4 protein-coding genes are annotated in these 3,821 nt (G+C 75.2%); 1 reads left to right on the forward strand and 3 read right to left on the reverse strand.

All coding sequences use genetic code 11. The annotated features are described in order from the left end of the window. Positions 1–90: 90 nt before the first annotated feature. Complete coding sequence (locus tag RIF68_RS30390) at positions 91–1,986, forward strand: heavy metal translocating P-type ATPase (protein ID WP_309054488.1); 1,896 nt, start codon at positions 91–93, stop codon at positions 1,984–1,986. A 94-nt stretch (positions 1,987–2,080) separates the two neighbouring features. On the opposite strand, the gene rpmF is transcribed toward RIF68_RS30390, so the two are convergent. The 3 genes from rpmF to RIF68_RS30405 form a co-directional block, all read right to left on the reverse strand. Next, positions 2,081–2,251 (reverse strand): 50S ribosomal protein L32, encoded by a 171-nt coding sequence (gene rpmF, locus RIF68_RS30395; RefSeq protein ID WP_309054489.1) that lies wholly within the window; start codon positions 2,249–2,251, stop codon positions 2,081–2,083. Positions 2,252–2,332: 81 nt separating this feature from the next. After that, positions 2,333–2,887, reverse strand: coding sequence for a PadR family transcriptional regulator (locus RIF68_RS30400; RefSeq protein WP_309054490.1), 555 nt, complete (start codon positions 2,885–2,887; stop codon positions 2,333–2,335). A 73-nt stretch (positions 2,888–2,960) separates the two neighbouring features. Further along, positions 2,961–3,821: FAD/NAD(P)-binding oxidoreductase (locus tag RIF68_RS30405; RefSeq protein WP_309054491.1), on the reverse strand; the 861-nt coding region annotated here is incomplete at its 5' end.

The raw sequence follows: 3,821 nt of genomic DNA on the forward strand, positions 1-3,821 counted from the left end.
GCTCGTATGTCAATACGTGAAGACCTCTTCATGTGTTCGGGTATGGTGGTGCCCTCCTCCTTCCCTCCCCGCCCGAAAGAGGTCCCTTCCATGGCCGTCCCGGAGCTCGCCGCCGCGCAGGCCCCGCCGCCCGTCCGCACACCCCCGCCGGCGCGGCGCACGCGCGCCACCGCCCTGCCCGAGGTGCGCTGGGCGGCTCTGGCCGCCCTCGCCTTCCTCCTCGCCTTCCCGCTCGACCTCGCCGGCGCGCCCGCCTGGGCCTGGGGCCCGCTCTACGCCGTCTGCTACGCCGCCGGCGGCTGGGAACCCGGACGGGAAGGCCTGCGCGCCCTGCGTGAGCGGACCCTCGACGTCGACCTGCTCATGGTGGTCGCCGCCCTCGGGGCCGCCGCCATCGGCCAGTACCTCGACGGCGGCCTGCTCATCGTCATCTTCGCCGTCTCCGGAGCCCTGGAGGCGCTCGCCACCCGCCGCACCGCCGACTCCGTCCGCGGCCTGCTCGACCTCACCCCCGCCACCGCGGTCCGCCTCACCGCCGCGGGGGAGGAGACCGTGGAGGCCACCGCCCTCGCGGTCGGCGACACCGTGCTCGTACGCCCCGGTGAGCGCCTCCCCGCCGACGGCACCGTCGTGCACGGCACCAGCGACGTCGACCAGGCGAGCATCACCGGCGAACCGCTGCCCGCCGCCAAGGCCCCCGGCGACGAGGTCTTCGCCGGCACCCTCAACGGCGCCGGGGCGCTCCGCGTCCGCGTCGGCAAGGACGCCTCCGCCTCGGTGATCGCCCGGATCGTCGCCCTCGTCGAGGAGGCGAGCGCCACCAAGGCCCCCACCCAGCTGTTCGTCGAGCGCGTCGAACAGCGCTACTCGGTCGGCGTCGTCGTCGCCACCCTCGCCGTCTTCGGCCTGCCCGTCCTCCTCGGCGGCGACGTCACCGAGGCCCTGCTCCGCGCCATGACCTTCATGATCGTGGCCTCGCCGTGCGCGGTCGTCCTCGCCACCATGCCGCCCCTGCTCTCCGCCATCGCCACCGCCGGACGCCACGGCGTCCTCGTCAAGTCGGCCGTCGTGATGGAGCGGCTCGGCGCCGCCGACCGGGTCGCCCTCGACAAGACCGGCACCCTGACCGAGGGGACGCCCCGGGTGACCGCCGTGCACGGCGACGAGAAGGCCCTCGCCCTCGCCGCCGCGGCCGAACTCCAAAGCGAGCACCCGGTCGCCCGCGCCGTCGTCGCCGAGGCACGCGCCCGCGGCCTGCGCCTGCCCGAGGCGAGCGACTTCTCCTCCGAACCGGGCACGGGCGTACGGGCCGTGGTCGACGGCCGGGAGGTGCGGGTCCGCAGGGCGCCGGGCACCCACGCCGACACGGCCGTCGAGGTCCTCGTGGACGGAGCGCCCGCCGCCGTCCTGGAACTCTCCGACCGGCTGCGCGACGGCGCCCCCGAGGCGGTCCGTGCCCTCGCCCGGCTCACCGGCACGGCGCCCGCCCTGCTGACCGGCGACAACGCGGGCTCCGCCGGCCGCATCGCCGCCGAGACCGGCATCGCCGACGTCCGCGCCGGGCTCCTCCCGCACGAGAAGGCCGAAGCGGTACGGGAGTGGGAGCGGGCGGGCGCGAAGGTGCTGGTCGTCGGGGACGGTGTCAACGACGCGCCCGCCCTGGCCGCCGCCCACGCGGGCATCGCGATGGGCCGGGCCGGTTCCGACCTGGCCCTGGAGACCGCCGACGCGGTCGTCGTCCGCGACGAACTCGCGGCGATCCCCGCCGTGGTGGCCCTCTCCCGCCGCGCCCGCCGGCTGGTGGTGCAGAACCTGGTGATCGCCGGGGTCTGCATCGGCGTCCTGGTCGTCTGGGACCTCGCCGGCCACCTCCCGCTGCCCCTCGGTGTCGCGGGCCACGAGGGCTCGACCGTCCTCGTCGGCCTGAACGGCCTGCGGCTGCTGCGGGACGCCGCGTGGCGGAAGGCGGCGAAGGGGGAGGTGTGAGGCCGGGCCGTCCCGCTCCTTCCTCCGTGCGCGCGCCGGACCCCCTCCCGGGTCCGGCGCGTGCGCCGCCGTCCGGGGCCCGGGGCCCGCCCGCTCAGCCCTCCGGCCGCAGCAGACCGCGCTCGTACGCCGCGACCAGGCGCTGCGGGACGCGGTGGACCACGCCGTCGACGGTGACGGGGACCAGCTGCGGGGTGGTGGCCTTCCACTGGGAGCGGCGGTGGCGGGTGTTGGAGCGGGACATCCTGCGCTTGGGCACGGCCATGGGAAACGGACCTCCGTCGTCGGGAACGTGGCGGCCACGCTACATGAAAATGATTTCCATGAACAACGGGGGAGGTGGGGTTCAGGGGGCGGGCCGCTCCTCCTCCGGCCCCAGCTCCGCCAGGGCCCCGGTCAGCCACTCCACCCAGAACCGCTCCAGCTCGACCCCGCCCCGCAGCACGAGATGACGCAGCCGGTCCGGCTCCGACCCCCGCCGCTCCGGCGGGAAGTCCCGCTCCTCGATCGCCAGGTACTCCGCCAACTGCCCCTGGTGCAGGGAGAGGTGCCGTTCCAGCTCGGCCCGCAGGCCGGCGGAGCCCACCACGGCCGCCGCCCGCATGCGCAGCAGCAGCGCCGAGCGCATCGGCTTCGGGTCCTCCGTCCTGGCCACCCACGCGCTCAGTTCGGCGCGGCCCGCGGGCAGCACCTCGTACTCCTTGCGCTGCCCGCGCACCGGAACCGGAGCCGGCAGGGCCCGGATGTGCCCCGCCTGCTCCAGCTTCCCGAGCTCCCGGTAGATCTGCTGGTGCGTGGCCGACCAGAAGTAGCCGATCGACTTGTCGAAGCGGCGCGTCAGTTCGAGACCGGAGGACGGCTTCTCGAGCAGGGCGGTGAGGATCGCGTGCGGGAGGGACATGCTCGCATCCTAGGTTCGGCCGCCCCGCGCTCCGCGGACGGTTCACGGGCCGGCCACCGGGGCCGGGGACGGGTCAGAGGGTGGCGGCGAGCCGCGTCCCCTGGTCGATCGCGCGCTTGGCGTCCAGCTCGGCGGCCACGTCGGCACCGCCGATGAGGTGCGCCGTACGGCCCGCGGCCACCAGCTCCTCGTACAGGTCCCGCTTCGGCTCCTGCCCGGCGCAGAGCACCACCGTGTCGACCGGCAGCACCTGCGGCTCGCCGTCGATCGTCAGGTGCAGCCCCTCGTCGTCGATCCGCTCGTACGACGCGCCCGCCACCATCGCCACGCCCCGGTGCTTCAGCTCGGTGCGGTGGATCCAGCCGGTCGTCTTGCCGAGTCCCGCGCCGACCTTGCTGGTCTTGCGCTGGAGCAGGTGCACCTGGCGCGGCGGGGCGTTCCGCTCGGGGGTGCGCAGTCCGCCCCGGTTCTCGTACGAGGTGTCGACACCCCACTGGCGGAAGTACGTCTCGGGGTCCTGGCTCGCGCCCTCGCCGCCGTCGGTGAGGAACTCGGCGACGTCGAAGCCGATGCCGCCCGCGCCGATGATCGCGACCCGCTCGCCGACCGGCGCGCCGTCCCGCAGCACGTCCAGGTAGCTGAGGACGCTCGGGTGGTCCTCGCCCGCGATGCCGGGGGAGCGCGGGCTGACGCCGGTGGCCACGACGACCTCGTCGTAGTCCGCGAGGTCACCGGCGGCGACGGGGGTGTTCAGGCGGACGTCGACACCGCGTTCGCCGAGCTGGACCCGGAAGTAGCGCAGGGTCTCGTCGAACTCCTCCTTGCCCGGCACGCGCTTGGCGATGTTCAGCTGGCCGCCGATCTCGGCGGCGGCGTCGAAGAGGGTGACGGAGTGGCCGCGCTCGGCGGCGGAGACCGCGCAGGCGAGCCCGGC

Origin of the sequence: Streptomyces sp. (genome assembly GCF_031178505.1) — a bacterium.
Taxonomy (GTDB): domain Bacteria; phylum Actinomycetota; class Actinomycetes; order Streptomycetales; family Streptomycetaceae; genus Streptomyces; species Streptomyces gulbargensis.

Coding starts and splice junctions, on each gene's coding strand:
- RIF68_RS30390 (WP_309054488.1), top strand. CDS start 91: ATGGCCGTCCCGGAGCTCGCCGCCGCGCAGGCCCCGCCGCCCGTCCGC.
- rpmF (WP_309054489.1), bottom strand. CDS start 2,251: ATGGCCGTGCCCAAGCGCAGGATGTCCCGCTCCAACACCCGCCACCGC.
- RIF68_RS30400 (WP_309054490.1), bottom strand. CDS start 2,887: ATGTCCCTCCCGCACGCGATCCTCACCGCCCTGCTCGAGAAGCCGTCC.